Annotated in this window: 19 protein-coding genes; 14 read left to right on the top strand and 5 right to left on the bottom strand. The window is 40.8% G+C overall.

Features of this window, described 5'->3' with window-relative positions; translation table 11 throughout:
* Nucleotides 1-64 precede the first annotated feature (64 nt).
* From B1C82_RS05640 to B1C82_RS05625, 4 genes are read left to right on the top strand one after another with little or no spacing between them, the layout of a single operon-like run.
* The gene (locus B1C82_RS05640) at nucleotides 65-2,071 is read left to right on the top strand and encodes a right-handed parallel beta-helix repeat-containing protein (RefSeq protein ID WP_086446624.1); all 2,007 of its coding nucleotides are present in this window, start codon (nucleotides 65-67) and stop codon (nucleotides 2,069-2,071) included.
* A 48-nt stretch (nucleotides 2,072-2,119) separates the two neighbouring features.
* Nucleotides 2,120-2,434, top strand: coding sequence for a PLDc N-terminal domain-containing protein (locus B1C82_RS05635; RefSeq protein WP_086446623.1), 315 nt, complete (start codon nucleotides 2,120-2,122; stop codon nucleotides 2,432-2,434).
* A gap of 16 nt (nucleotides 2,435-2,450) precedes the next feature.
* The gene (locus B1C82_RS05630; RefSeq protein ID WP_086446622.1) at nucleotides 2,451-3,485 is read left to right on the top strand and encodes a multicopper oxidase domain-containing protein; all 1,035 of its coding nucleotides are present in this window, start codon (nucleotides 2,451-2,453) and stop codon (nucleotides 3,483-3,485) included.
* Nucleotides 3,482-4,090, top strand: a complete 609-nt coding sequence (locus tag B1C82_RS05625; protein WP_086446621.1) for an SCO family protein — start codon at nucleotides 3,482-3,484, stop codon at nucleotides 4,088-4,090. Before B1C82_RS05630 ends, B1C82_RS05625 begins: the two co-directional genes overlap by 4 nt.
* Before the next feature lie 54 nt (nucleotides 4,091-4,144).
* Here B1C82_RS05625 and B1C82_RS05620 read toward each other — a convergent pair whose 3' ends face one another.
* From B1C82_RS05620 to B1C82_RS05610, 3 genes are all read right to left on the bottom strand, one after another.
* Entirely contained in the window at nucleotides 4,145-4,486 is a 342-nt protein-coding gene (locus B1C82_RS05620) for a DMT family protein (RefSeq protein ID WP_086446620.1), read from the bottom strand.
* An 89-nt stretch (nucleotides 4,487-4,575) separates the two neighbouring features.
* The gene (locus B1C82_RS05615) at nucleotides 4,576-4,971 is read right to left on the bottom strand and encodes an Hsp20/alpha crystallin family protein (protein WP_086446619.1); all 396 of its coding nucleotides are present in this window, start codon (nucleotides 4,969-4,971) and stop codon (nucleotides 4,576-4,578) included.
* A gap of 10 nt (nucleotides 4,972-4,981) precedes the next feature.
* On the bottom strand, nucleotides 4,982-5,389 hold the full coding sequence (locus tag B1C82_RS05610; protein WP_086446618.1) for an Hsp20/alpha crystallin family protein: 408 nt from the start codon (nucleotides 5,387-5,389) through the stop codon (nucleotides 4,982-4,984).
* 223 nt (nucleotides 5,390-5,612) lie between these two features.
* Between B1C82_RS05610 and purU the strand changes: the two genes are divergently transcribed.
* From purU to B1C82_RS05590, 4 genes are all read left to right on the top strand, one after another.
* A complete protein-coding gene (gene purU, locus B1C82_RS05605) occupies nucleotides 5,613-6,518 on the top strand; it encodes a formyltetrahydrofolate deformylase (protein WP_267890333.1) in 906 nt (301 codons plus the stop codon).
* A gap of 57 nt (nucleotides 6,519-6,575) precedes the next feature.
* Nucleotides 6,576-7,982, top strand: coding sequence for an SLC13 family permease (locus B1C82_RS05600; protein WP_086446617.1), 1,407 nt, complete (start codon nucleotides 6,576-6,578; stop codon nucleotides 7,980-7,982).
* 126 nt (nucleotides 7,983-8,108) lie between these two features.
* Nucleotides 8,109-9,569 carry an SBBP repeat-containing protein gene (locus B1C82_RS05595; RefSeq protein ID WP_086446616.1) on the top strand — a complete coding sequence of 487 codons (1,461 nt, stop codon included), beginning with the start codon at nucleotides 8,109-8,111 and terminating at the stop codon, nucleotides 9,567-9,569.
* Nucleotides 9,570-9,683: 114 nt separating this feature from the next.
* Nucleotides 9,684-10,892, top strand: coding sequence for a CapA family protein (locus B1C82_RS05590; RefSeq protein WP_086446615.1), 1,209 nt, complete (start codon nucleotides 9,684-9,686; stop codon nucleotides 10,890-10,892).
* Here the strand turns inward: B1C82_RS05590 and B1C82_RS05585 are convergent.
* Both B1C82_RS05585 and B1C82_RS05580 read right to left on the bottom strand, forming a co-directional pair.
* Nucleotides 10,889-11,293: a type II toxin-antitoxin system VapC family toxin gene (locus tag B1C82_RS05585; RefSeq protein WP_086446614.1), complete on the bottom strand. Its 405-nt coding sequence runs from the start codon at nucleotides 11,291-11,293 to the stop codon at nucleotides 10,889-10,891. The two genes, B1C82_RS05590 and B1C82_RS05585, sit on opposite strands and share 4 nt — an antisense overlap.
* Complete coding sequence (locus tag B1C82_RS05580; protein ID WP_086446613.1) at nucleotides 11,277-11,555, bottom strand: FitA-like ribbon-helix-helix domain-containing protein; 279 nt, start codon at nucleotides 11,553-11,555, stop codon at nucleotides 11,277-11,279. Before B1C82_RS05580 ends, B1C82_RS05585 begins: the two co-directional genes overlap by 17 nt.
* A 328-nt stretch (nucleotides 11,556-11,883) precedes the next feature.
* Between B1C82_RS05580 and rpsF the strand changes: the two genes are divergently transcribed.
* The 6 genes from rpsF to aspS all read left to right on the top strand — a co-directional run bounded on the left by rpsF (nucleotide 11,884) and on the right by aspS (nucleotide 16,657).
* Complete coding sequence (rpsF, locus tag B1C82_RS05575) at nucleotides 11,884-12,159, top strand: 30S ribosomal protein S6 (protein WP_008592451.1); 276 nt, start codon at nucleotides 11,884-11,886, stop codon at nucleotides 12,157-12,159.
* Nucleotides 12,152-12,592 carry a single-stranded DNA-binding protein gene (locus tag B1C82_RS05570; RefSeq protein ID WP_086446612.1) on the top strand — a complete coding sequence of 147 codons (441 nt, stop codon included), beginning with the start codon at nucleotides 12,152-12,154 and terminating at the stop codon, nucleotides 12,590-12,592. The genes rpsF and B1C82_RS05570 overlap by 8 nt, the downstream gene beginning before the upstream one ends.
* Nucleotides 12,593-12,606: 14 nt before the next feature.
* Nucleotides 12,607-12,921: a 30S ribosomal protein S18 gene (gene rpsR / locus B1C82_RS05565; protein WP_086446611.1), complete on the top strand. Its 315-nt coding sequence runs from the start codon at nucleotides 12,607-12,609 to the stop codon at nucleotides 12,919-12,921.
* Between the two features lie 10 nt (nucleotides 12,922-12,931).
* Nucleotides 12,932-13,396, top strand: coding sequence for a 50S ribosomal protein L9 (rplI, locus tag B1C82_RS05560; RefSeq protein ID WP_086446610.1), 465 nt, complete (start codon nucleotides 12,932-12,934; stop codon nucleotides 13,394-13,396).
* A 12-nt stretch (nucleotides 13,397-13,408) separates the two neighbouring features.
* Nucleotides 13,409-14,731: a replicative DNA helicase gene (dnaB, locus tag B1C82_RS05555; protein ID WP_086446609.1), complete on the top strand. Its 1,323-nt coding sequence runs from the start codon at nucleotides 13,409-13,411 to the stop codon at nucleotides 14,729-14,731.
* 120 nt (nucleotides 14,732-14,851) lie between these two features.
* The gene (gene aspS, locus B1C82_RS05550; protein ID WP_086446608.1) at nucleotides 14,852-16,657 is read left to right on the top strand and encodes an aspartate--tRNA ligase; all 1,806 of its coding nucleotides are present in this window, start codon (nucleotides 14,852-14,854) and stop codon (nucleotides 16,655-16,657) included.
* The last annotated feature ends 2 nt before the right edge of the window (nucleotides 16,658-16,659 follow it).

Raw genomic sequence — 16,659 nt, 5'->3', positions numbered from 1 at the left:
ATTTTTAAAAGGCATGTCTCTGGTGAAATTCCGAGACACTTCGAATATGAGGAGAGGAGTTCTGATGCCTAAATTGCATTTTAAAGAAAGGTACATTCCCGTTATTGGATTATTAGTCCTGGGAATTTTGATGGGAGCCTTCGCTTCTTCTTGCAGTGGCAAAGAAGGGGAGACAACAGAAGGTTTTGCCCATGTGGTTATGGTGGATAATGCATTTTCTCCCCCTATGCAAAAGATCCCAGTGGGCGGTCAGATCGAATTTGTAAATTCAGGGGCAAACCCTCATAATGCGATCGCTGTGGATAAGTCTTGGTCTACCGAAAAGAGTTTCGGAAATATCGTGATGCCAAGAGGCGCAAAGGTAAAGATCACTTATCCTAAAGAAGGAGTATTTCCTTATTACTGTAGCTTCCACGCTTCTCCTGATGGAAAAAGTGGGATGGTTGCGGATATTGTAGTTGGAAATGCCGCTTATAATCCTGCTGCAAGAGCGGGTAAGGATTGGAAAGTCGCTGAAAAATTTTCAGGAACAACTCGTAAGGTTCCACAAATGTATCCAACAATCCAAAACGCAGTGGATGCAGCTTCTCCTGGGGATCTGATCCTGATCGACGAAGGTGTATATTACGAAGAAGTGGTAGTAACAACTCCTTCTCTTACCTTAAGAGGAACAGACAGAAATAAAGTTATCTTAGACGGCCAGTTCCAAAGAGCGAACGGTGTGATCGTGGTTGGAGCAAACGGTGTTGCAGTTGAGAATATGACTGCAAGGAACTCTACTCTTAACGGTTTCTTTTGGACTGGTGTAAAAGGATATAGAGGTTCTTATCTTACTGCTTATAATAACGGTGACTATGGTATCTATGCCTTCGATTCAGTGAATGGAGTATTAGAACATTCTTATGCTTCCGGATCTCCCGATGCAGGTATCTATGTAGGCCAATGTTATCCATGTAAAGCGATCCTCTATAATGTTATTTCTGAGAATAGCGCCTTAGGTTATTCAGGAACGAACGCGGGGGGAGAATTATACATCATCAGCTCCATCTGGCGAAATAATATTGTAGGTTTAGGACCGAATTCCTTGGATAGGGAGCTTCTTCCTCCGGAAAGAGAAACCTACATCATAGGAAACCTGATCTATGATAATAATAACCTGACTGCTCCTATCAAACCTTTAGAATATCCTACTTACGGAACAGGGATTTTGATTGCTGGTGGTTTGCATAATGTGATTAAAAATAACGTGGTGATCGGACATGATAACCATGGGATTGCGATCTTTCCGAATCTAGATGAGAATTTCTGGTTCTCTCATAGAAACATTGTGGAAGGAAACATAGTACATTCTTCCGGTTTTGGGGATTTGACGCTTGCTGGACCAATCAGCATCGGAAACTGTTTCTCGAATAATAAATTCCAGACCTCTGTCCCTCCTTTATTAGAAAAAACGAATTCTTGCGGTTCGGGGATAAGATTCCCGATGGGTGGAGAAATTTTCACGGCGTATAATGCACTTTCTTTGATGGTGGATGCTACGCACGGAATTTATCCAAGCGGAGATTGGAAGAACCAGCCGGTTCCTCCTCCTCAAGCTAATATTCCAGGGGGAGTTTCTGCACAGGTAAAACCTGCTATTCATCCTTTCGAAGATTTCGGTTTAGATTTGGATAAGGTAAAACTTCCAGAAGAGGCAGCTAAGATCCTCGCAGAAAGAAAACCTAAGTTCGGAGACGTTCTGGGTGGATTCTCTGTTCCTAAACCTTTGGATATCCAAATTGTGATCTTCCGTTGGTTCGGATATTTGCTTCCACTTCTTCTTTATGTATGCTTGGTCAGCTTAAGTGTTTATGATCTGGTTTCGAAATCAGAGATCAGTCCGAGCAAATACGTTTGGTTGGCATTTGTTTCCTTAGTGCCTTACATCGGAGGTGGAGCTTATCTTCTTTCTGGTAAATCTTCTTATCCAAAATACTTGAGATTCACTTTGGTATTCGCTGGATTCGGAGCTTCTCTTGCCTTCATTCTCTACCTTGGGTTTACCATTGTTGGGAACGTCGGAGCGGGTTGATCTCAGGAACAATACATTAGAATTTTAGAATATATTAAGGAGTTATTTATGGAAACTACTCAATTTTACGATCCCGGATTTTTTACCTTACTTTTCAACTTTTACGGATACTATATTTTCTATATTTTATTCGCTCTTTGGGCTCCTTTAGCCTTGATTGATTTGTCTAAAAGAGAGGATGTAGATCCTAAAAAAGGAAGTTTATGGACTGCGGCTATTATTCTTGTCCCTCTATTCGGGGCGGGAGCTTATCATATAGTCGGTGGTTCTAGAATCCCTACTTGGGCAAAGAACAGTCTTGTGTATGGTGGAATCGGCCTTTTGGTCTTAACACTTCTGATCTCCACAATCGCAAGATTCTAATAAACGGAAAGGTAATATGAATCGGAAGGATTTCCTACGTTGGTTAGGAATAGGCGGTGCCGGACTCGCAGCGGGTACCGGGATCGCCGGGATTACCTCGGGTAAAAAAGAAGATCCACTATGTAGGACCGGGTCTTCTCTTCCGAGTCAGCCTTCTTCGAATCCGAATGTTTCTATCCGACTGCCTGGATCTATAGGTGGGAATTCCTACGGGAGTATGATCCATCCTCCAATGTTCGCGGATGCTGCATTCTTGTCTAGGATGGAATTGAATGCAAGTATCCCGCAAGCCCCTCCTGGTCCTAAATTCCGTTCCGAAGTCAATATTATAGAAATGCCATTGACAGTGGCTCATAATACAGTAGTGGATGCATGGACTTTTGATGGTGTTGTCCCAGGAAAAGTGATCCGTGCTAGACTTGGGCAGGAAATGGAACTACTTTTTAGGAATCATTCCAATCATCCTCACTCAGTTCATTTTCATGGAACCCATGATCCCGGACAAGATGGTTGGGAACCGATCGCACCGGGTGCAGAAAGGATTTATAAGATCACTGCAGGTCCAATCGGATTTCATCCTTATCATTGCCATGTTCCTCCATTAGCGAGTCATATGTCCAAGGGTTTGTATGGAGGATTTATAGTGGATCCTCCAGGCGGGAGACCTCCTGCATTAGAGTTCATGTTGATACTTGCGGGTTGGGATCTGAATGAAACTGGTCGTAATGATATTTATGCATGGAATGGAATAGCTGGATATTATGATCGTTTTCCTATCAAGGTGCCTGTTGGAAAAAAAGTGAGGTTATATATTGCGAATATGACTGAGCATGATCCTATTGCTTCTTTTCATCTTCACTCCCAGACTTTTGATGTGTATAGAACCGGAACTAAACTAATTCCTGATGAACATACGGATGTCATCACCCTTGGCCAAACTGAAAGAGCAATTGTAGAATTTACGCTTACTAAAAGAGGAAGATATATGTTCCATCCTCATCAAACCTATATGGCGGATCGCGGGGCAATGGGCTGGATCGTGGCAGTATGAATTTTTTAAAATCGAATTATAAAAATATAATTTTATCCTTATTGATCCTCGGAGTAGGATTCAGCGTTGGATTTTATATGAAGAAGAAACCTTCTTCTCAATTTGCATCCGAAACTCCTGTTGCAGAATGGAAAACTGCAATCTTGAAAGATACTGAAGGTAAGTCAGTCCACCCTTCGGAATTACCTGGGAATCTGTTCGTCGTTTACTTCGGATTTTCTCATTGTCCCGATATGTGTCCTATGGCATTGAATGATATAGAAAACGCGTTTATATCTTTGAAAGATGATTCCAAAGATATCACTCCTGTGTTTATTACAATTGATCCAGAAAGAGATACGCCTGAAGTATTAAGAAAATATATTTCTCATTTTCCTGGAAAAGAACTCGTAGCTTTAACTGGTGGAAAGGATCAGATCGGCGAATTGCAGAAAGGATTTGGAGTATTCTCTCAACAGACCCAACTGCCTAAAGGTAATGGAGAATACGGAATGGATCACACTTTATTTATTTATCTTGTAGATAGAACAGGAAATATCTTGAGTGCATATCCGACCGGGATTAAGGGAGAAGAATTAGCAAAAGAAATTAGAGAATTATTATAAATTGCTTGGTTTCTTTATATATCAAAATGTCTCTGTGATCTCTGCGCAAATCAATCATTCTTTATCATAAAAAGCGAATACAACGGCAAGAACCACCAAAAGGAAACTAACTGCGTGATTCCATTTCATTTTTTCCTTTAATACCAAAATTGCAAATCCCACAAAAATAGTGATCGTGATCACTTCCTGTAAAATTTTTAGTTGGAAACCGCTTAGCCCGTCTTCTGCATAACCGATCCGATTAGCAGGAACCATTAGGCAATATTCTAAAAATGCAATTCCCCAGGAGATCAGGATCGTTTTCCAAATAGGAAAGTCCTTAAAGAACTTTAAATGACCGTACCAGGCAAAGGTCATGAACAAATTGGAAAGAGTAAGTAATAGAAAAGTCCTCATAAATCCAGGAAATCCGAACGGAAGAATTGAGGCAAAAAAAAACCGGGTTGAACACCCGGTTTATCAAGTAAGGATTTGCTGAAAAACAATTAGTTAGTTTTGACCTCTATCTTTTTGCTCAAAGGTTTTTTTCTTGGTAGTCTCAGCTCTAGAACCCCGTTTTTAAGAACTGCAGAAATTTTATCTTCGTCCACAGGTTCGGATACAAGGAAGGTCCTTTTATAATCTCCAGTTCCATATTCCGAATATCTTAGGTTTCCTTTCTGGTCGGATACACTTGTTTTCGCAGAGATCCTAAGTTCGTCTTTTTCCAGAGAAATTTCAAGATCGGATTCTTTTACGCCAGGAAGATCTAGAACAAGAAGATGTTCTTCTTCATTAGAATACAGATCTGTCGAAGGAGTGTAGACCGGTTTTGGCCTCTGAGTCTTCTCTTGCCCTGTTGCTACTTTATCTTCTGTTTTTAGTAATTCTGATACGCTCATTTTTTTCTCCTTATGCCTTTGCTTCTATGCGGATCTTTCTTGGCTTTTCGCTCTCGAGAATCGGAAGCGCCAAAGTTAAAACTCCCTCTTTTACGGATGCTTCTACTTTTTCCGAATCTACAGCTACAGGTAGTTCTAATCTACGTTGGAATTTTCCTCTCGCTCTTTCTATTCTGCGAGGTTTGTCTTGTGTGTATTCCTTCCATTCACCTGAGATGGTGAGAAGGTTATGCGCCACTGTGATATCTAGATCTTCTGGGGAAAGACCCGGAACTTCCGCAGTTACAGTGATTTTGTCTTGGTCAGTATAAACATTTAGCGCAGGATATACCTGTCCGCCTTCCCAGACTGGATCGAACAAATTATGGAATCTATTTTGAATTCTTCTTACTTCGCTAAAAAAATTGGGATTTCTCATTATTAGCCTCCTGGCTTATTTAGCACTTTAATGCTTAGAGTGCTAAATTTAAAAAAAGGTTCCACCTATTTTTATAAAAATTAGCACTTTTTTTTATGGAGTGCTAATGAGTAGAAGTGCCTAGATTGTTTCGGGATCCAGCCAATCCTGGCCTAAAACAGGCTTTAGAGAGGAAAAAAGAAGATATTCCTTTTCTGGTTCAGCAAGAAGATTAGCCGAAATTTTGGACTTCTTAGGTGAATTTTCAAACCGGAAAGGCGAAATTTTAAACGAGGGACCCAATCTGAAAAAGAATAGAATACTTTTGATCCGTTGCAAAGACGAAGCGGGACTAATCCATCGGATCACAGGATTTTTAGCAAATATCGGCGCCAATATTGTCGGGAACCAGGAATTCGTGGAGCCATTGGAGAAGGTATTCTTTATGAGAACGGAATACTCTCTTGAGAACAATTCAAAAGAAGAAGGTCTCGTCACTGAACTCGCAAAAATCCTACCGAAAGATGCGGAGCTTACTCTATCTAACCCAAGGCTTCCTAAGGTCGTTTTACTCGCTACAAAAGAGCCACATTGTTTAGGAGATATTCTTCTTCGCTGGAGGTATGGAGAATTGCCTATGGAACTTTTGGGAGTAGTTTCCAATCATGAAGTTTTAGGAGATCTGGTTAGAGATTTTAAACTTCCTTTTCATTATATTTCGAGCGAAGGGCTGACTAGGGAAGAGCATGAAAACCAATTGGATTCTTATTTGAAGAGGCTCCACCCGGATTGGATCGTTCTTGCTAAATATATGAGAATACTCACTTCAGAATTCGTAAAAAAATGGGAAAATCGTATATTAAATATACATCATTCGTTTTTGCCTGCTTTTGTGGGAGCAAAACCGTATGAACAAGCATATAAACGTGGGGTTAAGATCATAGGTGGAACAGCTCATATAGTGACTGAAAATTTGGACGAGGGGCCGATCTTAGTCCAAGACGTTTGCCATGTCGATCATGGTTATTCCCCAGAACGTTTGGTTTTATTCGGAAGAGATCTTGAGAAGGTTGTTTTGTCCAGGGCTCTCCGCCTACTTTTGGAAGATAGAGTGATGATCTTTCAAAACAGAACTATTATTTTTGAATGATATGTCCGGTTTACATTATTTGTTGCGAATCTTCAATATTAGGTTTTTAGAACATACATGAAATTAAAATACATCGGTTTTATTCTTTCCATATTCGTTGCATGTGTACCTTTAATATTTTCCTTTTATGGTTATGTTCCGGCTTCTGTCGGGGGAATGTTTTTTATTTTTCTGATCTCCGCTGGATTATGGATTTTTGAAATTATTCCTGGTCATGCAACTTCTATCTTGATCATATTTTCTGAGATCATTCTCTTTTCAAATCCAGGTAAATGGGAATTTTTAAAACAATATGCCGGCCCTGGAAAACCTAGTCCCCCTGCAGTATTTTTGGCATCGCTCGCTGATTCTGCTGTAGTATTGTTCTTGGGAAGTTTTGCATTGGCCAAGTCTTGCGTAAAAGTAGGAGTGGATCGTTGGTTGGCGAATCGAGTTCTTCCATATTTCGGAACTTCTCCTAAATATGTTTTACTCGGACTTATGTGCATTACTGCAACCATCTCTCTTTGGATGAGTAATACTGCAACAGCCTCTTTGATGATAGCATTGGTATTTCCTTTGCTCATGGTTTTAGATAAGGATGAAAAATTTAGAAAAGCAGTCCTAATTGGAATTCCATTTGCTGCGAATTTGGGAGGGATTGGAACTCCAATTGGTTCTCCTCCGAACGTGATTGCATTTGCAAATTTGAAAAACCAGGGATATGGAGATTTTATTTCTTTCGGAACTTGGATGCTTGTTGCGGTTCCACTCTTGATCATTCTGCTTATTGCAGCTTGGTTTTGGCTTTTGCGTGCATTCCCTGCGAGTGAAGGTTTAGCTCTTTCCCTTCGTTATGAAACTATCTCCGAAGAAGGCTCGGAAAAAAGATTAAGATTTGTTTTGTTTGGATTTTTGATTACTGTAATTCTGTGGTTAAGCGAATCGTTTCATGGAATTCCTGCCGGAGTTGTGGCTCTATTTCCTCTACTTCTATTTACCGCTTTTGGAATATTAGAGTCCAATGATTTACGTTCTTTGGAATGGGATGTTTTGATCTTAGTTGCAGGTGGAATTGCTCTCGGAACAGGCATAGAAAAGAGCGGGGCAGGGATCTGGTTCGGTGAATTGATCGGTAAACAAGCAGGTCCAGGAGAAAGTCTTTGGGTACTCGGGATCTTCTTCTCGATTGGACTTTTTCTTTCTACATTCTTATCCAATACTGCGACTGCAAATCTTCTGGTTCCTTTGGCACTTCCTGTGGCTACCCTTTTACTTCCAGGAAATGAGTCCTACGCAATACAATTGGTTTTAGGATCTGCGTTAGGAGCTTCTTTGGCAATGTCTTTGCCTGTGTCCACCCCTCCGAATGCAGTAGCCTATGCTGTGGGAGGCTTTGAGATCAAGGATATGGCAAAAGTCGGTGTGAGGATCGGGCTCTTGGGATTAGTTTTAGTTCTTTTTGGATTTTTACTTTTTAAATAATAGGTTCTTAAATTCATCCGTGAAACGTTCCTAATATGGAATGAATGATAAAAAACAAGGAATGAATCCGTCTTACGTTAGGCGAAAAGGATTCGAAAATTTAATGAAGCGAATGTTACTTAAGGCATGAGCTTCAGCATCAGAAGATTTAATATTTCCATTCTATTTTCGTTTATTCTTATTCTTTCTTGTTCTTCTCCAGACCAATCCGTTCCGGAAGCATTCGCTTTGGTCTTTGGAGGTAGCGCAGTGAATAATGCTCCTTCTCCTTCTGAACCTAAGAAACCTTGGCCTAAATTTTTAGGTGTTTTCGGTAAGATGACATTCGCAAGCGGAGCGAGTGTAGATCCAGACGGAAATATAATAGCTACTGGTTTTACGGAAGGGGATTTGGGCGGGCAACCTATGCTTGGCAAATTAGATTCTTATATTACTAAATACGATGAAGATGGTAATAAACTTTGGATCAGACATTTGGGTGGAGGTCCTAAAGATTTCTCTAAAGGAAGTACCTATGGTCTTGGAATAACATCCGACAAGGATGGGAATGTTTTAAGTACTGGAATGACTGTCGTAGAAAAGTTAGATGGGCAAAACAAAATTGGATACCAAGACGCTTATTTATCAAAATATGATAAAGATGGAAATAAAAAATGGACCAAGATGATTGGTGGAGGAAGTAACACTGATTTTCATTTTGGAACTTCTGCAGGAAGAGGTATTACTTCAGATCAGTTCGGGAATATTTATGTTAATGGGACCACGAATGCAGATACATTCTTTGGTGAAACAAATCCAGCCGGGCAGAACGGTTATTTTATGGTTAAATACGATCCGGATGGAAACCAACTATGGGCGAGGATGGCGCGCAATACGAATCCGAATAATCTGGAATCGATTGCTGGTGACCTAACAATTGATTCGAATGGAGAAATTTATTTTGTAGGAGCTGCTCAGGGTGGTTTTGACGATCAAGCCCCGATCGGGATCGAGGATGCTCTTCTGATTAAATATGATTCGGATGGAAATAAGGTTTGGGTTCGGACATTGGGTGTTCTTGATCAAGTTTCCATTGCTAATGATATTGGCATAGATCCGGATCGAAATGTTTATATAGTTGGAACTACATCTGGAGAGCTGGATGGCCAAACACCGATCGGAACAACTGATACTTTTATCGTAAAATATGATAAAGATGGAAACAAATTGTGGACTAGGCTTATCGGAAATCCAGACTATTCTGATTTTTTCAGGTCAGAAACACAAGGTTTCGGAATTACTGTGGATCCAAATGGGAATTCATATATTGCCGGAACGATCTCTGCGGTAAAAATTCTTTTTACTAATTCGATCAATAGTGCCTTCGCAGCAAAATTCGATACTGATGGGAATTTAGTGTGGTCGAATTTGAAATATATGGAAGAGGTCACGAAATGTGAGGTCCATGCCCAAGATGTTGTCTTAGGTCTGAACGATTCCTTTTTTGTGGTCGGTTACACTTCCTGTCTTTTGAGTATAATTGATCCTGCTAAAGGTATCAATAGCCTATTTATTTCTAAAGAAATGATGGGGAGTTCAGTTAAATAGCAAAATACCAAGGTATTTCTTTAGCTTCGAGCCTTTAAGGATACCTTGAAAGTTTCGTTTCTTTCTGTATTATTTATTTCCTAATTCGAAACCGATTCTAAACTGTCCGGATAGATGCGGTTTTTTCGAAAACACTTCATTTTCTCTATTGCGGTCCTTATATGTTTTCCGTTTTTACTCGCGCTAACTTGCGCCGGAATCCCGGAAAATTCTTCTAACTCCGAGAAGCCTAGTGAACCACAAACAAGTATCGTAGATAAGATCGAAACCCAAATAGAAAAGTTATTTGGAAAAGAAGACGATCCGGAAGTGGTAAAAGTTCTCCTCGGAGGGGACGTTATGTTTAATTGGGGGATCCGGGACACAATCAAGTCCAAAGGAGAATTGGCCCCAGTCAAAGGATTAAAATCAGTTTTTGAAAGCGCAGACCTACGAATTTTAAATTTAGAAACTCCTGTAGTATCCGAAAAAAGTTGGGACCATGGCAAAGCATATGTATTCCAAGCAAAGGAATCTGATCTAGATAGTATGAGCTTTTTAGGTGTGGATCTTGTTTCTCTCGGAAACAATCATGCCATGGATCATGGCCCGGAAGGATTAGGAGAGACTCTTAGGTTTTTAGAAAATAGGAATATTGCTTCTATAGGTGCAGGGAAAAATTTGGATTTCGCCTTTCGTCCTTGGATATGGGAAGGGAAGGATACTTATCTTAGAGTTTATTCTGCCACAAACGTAGCCGAAGGTAGATCTCATTACGCAGGACAAACTCCAGGTGTCATGCCTTTAGATCCGGAACTAATCGTGAAAAAGTTCCAAATGGAAAAAATCCAACTAAATTCATCTAGATTTTCTAAAAGAGATAAAAAAACTAAAGCAGTATCTGCTGGAAAACAATTCAGGATACTTTCCCTTCATTGGGGAGTAGAATATTCTCCATTTCCAACAATCGAACAAAGAAAGATCGCAAGAACTTTGGCTGATGGTGGATTAGATATTATAGTAGGGCACCATCCTCATATTCCCCAAGGGATCGAGAAGATAGGAAATACGATCGTATTTTATTCTTTGGGAAATTTAATTTTCGGAAGTAGAAATGCCTACTTAAATCATAATTTAATTGTAATACTGCATATTAAAAAAAGCAAATTGATCAATATAGAGCTTGTACCTATTTTTGGAAAATTTCAAAACGAAGATCATTTGGTAAGACCACTTGAAGGAAAGGAAGCAGAGAATTTTTTAAAAGAGGTTGCAGTACTTTCCCAAGACTTAGGCACAAAAGTTAGGATCGAAGGCGACAGAGCTTGGGTGGAGCTAGATTAAGCGGTATAAGTCCAATTTTCTATTTTTAATCCGGGGATTTTTTGGAAATGCCTTTCGTTATTCGTAACTAAGGTATAATTCAGATACAATGCTGTGGATCCAATGAGCAGATCAAAGTCTTCCACAATATTTCCTTTTTTCTGTTGAGTGGCTTTGAGCTCTCCAAACGTTTCCATAATTCCTTCGGTCAATTCTATCACTGGAAAAAGTTCGGCAATTCTTCGGACAGTTGCCAGATTTCTTTCCTTATAAGAAGATTTCTGAGCTCCATAGATCAATTCTCCATATGTGATTACGGAAACTGATTTGATCGAGTTCTTACGGTCCAAAAAATTTTGCCGAACAATTGGATCTTCCTTTAAGCTATAGATGATAATATCAGTATCAATCAAATAGCTCATCTACATCCTTTCCTAATGTGTTCTTAGTTCGAGAGGAACGTATGTCCTTTACGATCTTGTCTGGACTTCTGTCATCTACCCAGGAGCCTGATAATTCTAAGAAACCTAAGGTCTTACGTTCGGATTCTTTATTGTCGTGTGCTAGATAGTTCTCAATTAGAAGAACTACTTCTTGGCTTACGGATCTGTGTTCCATTTCGGCCCTCCTTTTTAATGCTTCGTAGAGTCTGTCGTCTATATCCCTGACCTGTAAGTTTGCCATATTCTGAACCTTTCAGAATATGGTAGGCATATTTCATGAAATTAAAAGCAAAATTCATGAAAAGGGAGGGCATAGGACAGAAAAGACATTCCAGCGCATTTTAGGAGAGTCAAAGAATGGATCTTGAAAATTGGAATTAGAAATGAAGAACACCTTTGGAATATTGATTCTAATTACGCCTTAGAAGCTTTTTAGAAGCTTTTTAGAAGCTAAGACGCCCAAATCTATTCCACTTGACCCCTTGCCCCTAAAGCCGAAAATAGGACAAAATTCGGTTCTTCTGCTCGCCGCATTTGCGCAGACGGGCATTTTCCCATAGGAGAAACTTTTGAGAAACTACGAGATTACTACAATCACGCGTTCAACCGCGAAGGAAGTAGCTAAAACTGAGGTCCTTGAGATCTTCAAAAAGCATTCCATCAACGTGACCGCAGAAGAAGATTGGGGTCAAAAGAAACTTTGGCATCCAATCCAACACCAAGACTACGGAATATTCACACACTTCAAAGTGAATGCAGAACAATCCGCCTTAGAAAAGGTAGAGCGTGACTTTGGTCTGAACCAAAATTTACTTCGCTCTATGATCGTCCGCCTCAATGGCTAACGATATCAATCGGGTGACCCTTGTTGGGCGCCTGACCCGTGATCCGGAATTTAAAACCGTAAACGGGACTTCTCTTGTGAATTTTTCCTTAGCTAACGGTCGCACTTATGTTACCGGCGGAGAGAAAAAAGAGGAAACTCATTTTTTCGACTGCGAGGCTTGGGGAAAAGGCGCGGATATCATCCAGCAATACTGCAAGAAAGGCAAACAACTCGTGATCGAGGGACGCCTTAAGCAGGACACCTGGGAAACCATGGAAGGCAAGAAGGCCTCCCGCATTCGTATCGTTGTGGAAAATTTCCAGATGATAGGTGGTGCAAGGGAGAATGGAAGCGGAGAGTACGGCTCTTCCGCAAGCAGCGGATCTTCTTCTTATTCATCTGCACAAGATGATATGGGAAGTTCTGCGATGGACGACGATATACCTTTTTAAAGAGGACAAAACTCATGTCAGATAACGAAGTACAAGAAGAAACAAAGCAGGAAATGACTGCTGAGGGCATGCCTTTAGATCAAGACGGAGGACGCCCCCCTAAAAAACAAAACAAGTATAAGAAGAAAGTTTGCCGTTTTACTGCAGACCCTGAACTTGCTAAACAAATTAATTATAAGAACACCGAACTTTTAGAAAGATTTATCACTAACCGTGGTAAGATCATTCCAAGAAGAATTACCGGAACTTCTGCAAAGTATCAAAGGATTCTTGCAAGAGAGATCCGCAAAGCTCGTAGCATCGGTCTTCTACCGTTCAAAGTAAACTAAGGAGAAACTAATGAGAGTAATATTACAAAAAGATGTTTCTAACTTAGGAGACGCTGGGGACGTTAAGGAAGTAGCGGATGGTTTCGCTCGTAATTTTCTTTTCCCTCAAAGACTTGCTGTAAGAGCTTCTGAAGGTAAGACCAAAATGGCTCTTCACCAAAAGAAACTTGCAGATCTTAAAAAAGAAAAACGCAAGAAAGATATGGAATCTGTATCTTCTGGATTGAACGGAAAAGAATTCGAAATTTCTGTTAAAACCGGAGGCGGGGATAAACTTTTTGGAGCGGTAACTCCTGCCGATGTAGCAGCCTTATTGAAAACTGCAGGATTTGAAGTTGATAAACGTAAAATCGAGTTTTCAGAGCCTATCCGCAATCTAGGTTCCTATAAATTAAAAGTGCGTCTTGCAGAAGGTATCCTCCCGACTATCACAGTTCATGTGAAGAAAGAGGAAGTCGTTTCTACCGAAGCGTAAGCCGGAGCAAAAATGCAGGCCGACTCCTTGTTTGAATTGGAATCCGAGAAATCTTTTCTCGGATTTCTGCTTCTTAAAGGAGCGGATAATCTAATCGATATTCCCCTCGTTCCTGAGGATTTTTACCAAGATACAAACAGAAGAATTTACAAGGCAATCCTGGACCTTGTGGACAAAAGGATCGCAGTAGATCCGGTCTCCGTCCTAAACTTCTTAAAAGAAAATTCATTACTCAAAGATCCAGAAAGAGAATACGAATATATTTATTCTCTCTACAAGGATTCCGTAGTTTCCCATCCATTGGGTTATTATGCGGAAAGGATCAAACGTCTTTCCGAAAGAAGAAAATATTCTAAATTATTAATGAACGCCCTGGAGTTGATCCAGAAAGAACCGGGCGAAAACGAATCAGTATTCAATCAAATTGAACAAAGTCTTACGGATGTTTCTAGATCTGCGGATGTAAAAGGACTTCTTCCTGTTGCCGGGGATAAGGCAGCTCTCTCTGAATATATTAAAGAGATCATGGAGAGTAGAGGCCAGATCAAAGGTCTTAGAACTAATTTTACTCAGTTCGATGAGATGACTTCAGGCTTAAAAGAATACGAGATGATGGTCTTGGCGGCGAGACCTGGTAATGGTAAGACCACTTTAGCTTTGAATATTGCTTCCAACGTGGCACTGATCCATAACCGACCGGTAGTGATCTTCTCGTTGGAGATGAGTAGAATGGAACTTCTACTCAAGCTTGTATGCTCTTATGCTCAGGTGGAATCCAATAAATTAAAACGTTCCGAAGTGACTAAGTCGGATGCGCCCAAGCTGATTGATGCAATCATTAAGGTAACTTCTTCTCCCATTTATATTGATGATTCCGGTGCACTAAGTGTGGACGATTTTAAGGGAAGGGTTCGTAAACTTCTCACGAATGAAACTCTTGGACTCATTATTGTGGACTATCTCCAGCTCATGAACGATCCCAAAAACAGGGATGGTGGAAGGCAACAAGAGGTTTCTTCGATTTCCAGAGCGCTCAAGCAAATGGCCAAAGAGGCGAGATGTCCTGTGATAGCACTTTCTCAGATGAACCGTTCCATTGAGCAAAGGTCCAAGGACCAAAGACCTCAACTTGCAGACTTAAGGGAGTCGGGTGCGATCGAGCAGGACGCGGACATTGTTACATTCATTTATCGTGGAGAGAAGGGAAAGGACGAAGAGGAAGATCCTAGAATGAAAGGAATGGCGGAGATCATCATCGCCAAAAACAGGTCTGGACCAACCGGTTCTTTTCCACTTGCCTTCCGACCTGAACTTTCCAGATTTGATAACGTGTAGTCCCCGGCAGGGCCGGAAATTACTGGACCGTCTTTATTAATCGAAATGCGGCTCGGTGTGTTTGCTCCGAAAATATTCGGAACGAGTTATTATATTATATAATAAGGAAATGGAATTTCTTTGGAAGATTGGATTTTAGAAGGTTATAAATCAAGAGCCTGGGCAGGAGAAGTTTCCGAAGCCCAAGAAGGAAAAACTCTCACTCTATTCGGTTGGTCTTTCCGATTCCGGGACCAAGGCGGAGTCATCTTTGTGGATCTTCGTGATAGAACAGGGATCTTGCAAGTAGTACTACGTAAAGAAATCCTGGGAGAAAACTTTGCTGCGGCAGAAAAGATCCGCTCCGAGTATGTGATAGCGGTCCAGGGAAAACTTAAAAAAAGGGATGCAGAAAGTATCAATCCCAAGATGAAAACTGGGACGATTGAACTTGTTGTAGACCAACTCATCATTCTGAACTCTGCAAAAACTCCTCCATTCTCCCTGGATGAATTTGAAGAGATTTCTGAAGAAAACAGGCTCAAATACAGGTACCTGGATTTCAGAAGAGACGAGCTCAAGAACAGAATGATAAAACGTCATGAGTTCGTATTCGCAATTCGTAATTATCTAAATTCTCGTAAGTTCGTAGAGATTGAAACTCCGATCCTGAACAAGTCCACTCCAGAAGGAGCACGTGACTTTTTGGTACCTTCTCGCTTAAATCCGAATTCATTTTATGCTCTTCCTCAATCTCCTCAGATCTTTAAACAGATCCTGATGGTAGGCGGTATGGAGAGATATTTCCAAATCGTAAAATGTTTCAGAGATGAGGACTTAAGGGCAGACAGACAACCTGAGTTCACTCAGCTTGATATGGAATTCTCATTTGTTTCCCAAGAAGAGATCCTTTCCGAGATCGAAGGACTATTCTCCAAGATTATGAAGGATGTGTTCTCTTTAGATTTCAAGGGTCCATTCTCCAGAATGCCTTATAAACAAGCCATGGAAGAATACGGTTCCGATAAACCGGACCTTCGTTTCGGAATGAAACTGGTAGATGTTTCGGAAATCGTAAAAGATTCAGATTTCCAAGTATTTGCAGGTGCGGTTGCAAGCGGCGGAGTAGTAAAAGCGGTTTGTGTTCCTGGCGGTTCTGTGATTTCCAGAAAAGAGATCGAAGATCTGACTGCTTGGTTGAACAGAGATTATAAAGCAAAAGGCCTTGCCTACATGAAACACGGGGCAGAAGGATTGGAATCTACTATTACAAAAAGATTCACTCCAGAAGCTCTTTCTAAAATTGCAAACTCAGTCGGCTCAAAAGAAGGAGACATGGTCTTTTTCGGAGCGGATGAAAGAGAAATCGTAAACCATTCTCTAGGCGCTCTGCGTCTGAAACTTTCGGAAAGATTTGACAAACCTGCAGAAGGAAGCTTTCATATTTCCTGGATCGTGGACTTTCCGATGTTCGAGTGGAACAAGGACAGCAAACGCTGGGATTCCTTGCACCATCCGTTCACTTCTCCTGGAGATTCCAGTTTGGAAATTTTCTCTTCCGAGGAAAGACTCCAAAAAGAAGCGGGAAATGCACTCGCGAAAGCCTATGATCTGGTGCTAAATGGTGTGGAGATCGGTGGAGGTTCCATTCGTATCCATTCCAAAGATGTGCAGACTCGGGTCTTCTCCACTTTGGGGATCGGACCAGAGGAAGCTAAAGAAAAATTCGGCTTCTTATTGGAGGCCTTGGAATATGGGGCACCTCCTCATGGAGGGATTGCATTCGGTATCGATAGGATCATGATGCTCTTGACTGGCGGAAAATCCATCCGAGATGTGATCGCTTTCCCTAAAACGCAGAAAGGTGTTTGTTTGATGAGCGAATGTCCGTCTGAAGTGGAAGAGAAACAGCTCCAAGAATTGAAGCTTAGGTTGATAAAGGTTTAATC

It is taken from the genome of Leptospira venezuelensis, assembly GCF_002150035.1.
Taxonomy (GTDB): domain Bacteria; phylum Spirochaetota; class Leptospiria; order Leptospirales; family Leptospiraceae; genus Leptospira_B; species Leptospira_B venezuelensis.
Note: the sequence above shows the minus strand (reverse complement) of the source record. Positions and strands in the feature narration are given on the sequence as shown.